General features: G+C 56.7%; 1 protein-coding gene. It reads left to right on the plus strand.

Annotated elements, in window-relative coordinates:
• The first annotated feature begins 149 nt into the window (after positions 1-149).
• Positions 150-323, plus strand: coding sequence for a hypothetical protein (locus N826_RS44085; protein ID WP_157599450.1), 174 nt, complete (start codon positions 150-152; stop codon positions 321-323).
• Positions 324-508 lie beyond the last annotated feature (185 nt).

The following is a 508-nucleotide window of genomic DNA, read 5'->3' on the forward strand; positions in this document are numbered from 1 at the left end:
GTCGGTTTCGAACAACGGCCCGGATCTATCCCGTCTGCGCTGAGTGGCCGATCGCTCATGCGTCGAGACCTTGTGGAATGAAAATAGGAATCCGACAGGCTCTGAATTAGCATCGGTGAACATCGTCGGCGGATCAGGGAGGTCGAACGATGATACTCCATCGCCTCAACATCCTGCTTGCTAGCCTTGGGATTGCCACTGGTATTTCCATGCTGACCATCATCCATGCCCACGATTTCCAGCGATCTCCGGAAGCACGGCACTGGATCGCTCCCGGTACGGACGCAGCCGGCGAAGTAAAGCGCCACACGCCACGCGGGTGAACCAGTTGTAAATCGTCACGCCGTCAGCCGCCGATCAGCTTTGAACCCGGACCCCACTCAACGCGGCGCAAATCAATGTTGGGATTGGTGGTTTACCTGCCTTGCTGGAATCCGCCCTTGGCGCTGATAGGGGGTCTGACGATGCACCGATTTACATGATGGGGCTTCCGTGTCGTTTGTTTCAA

Source organism: Skermanella aerolata KACC 11604, from assembly GCF_000936425.1.
Classification (GTDB): Bacteria; Pseudomonadota; Alphaproteobacteria; order Azospirillales; family Azospirillaceae; genus Skermanella; species Skermanella aerolata.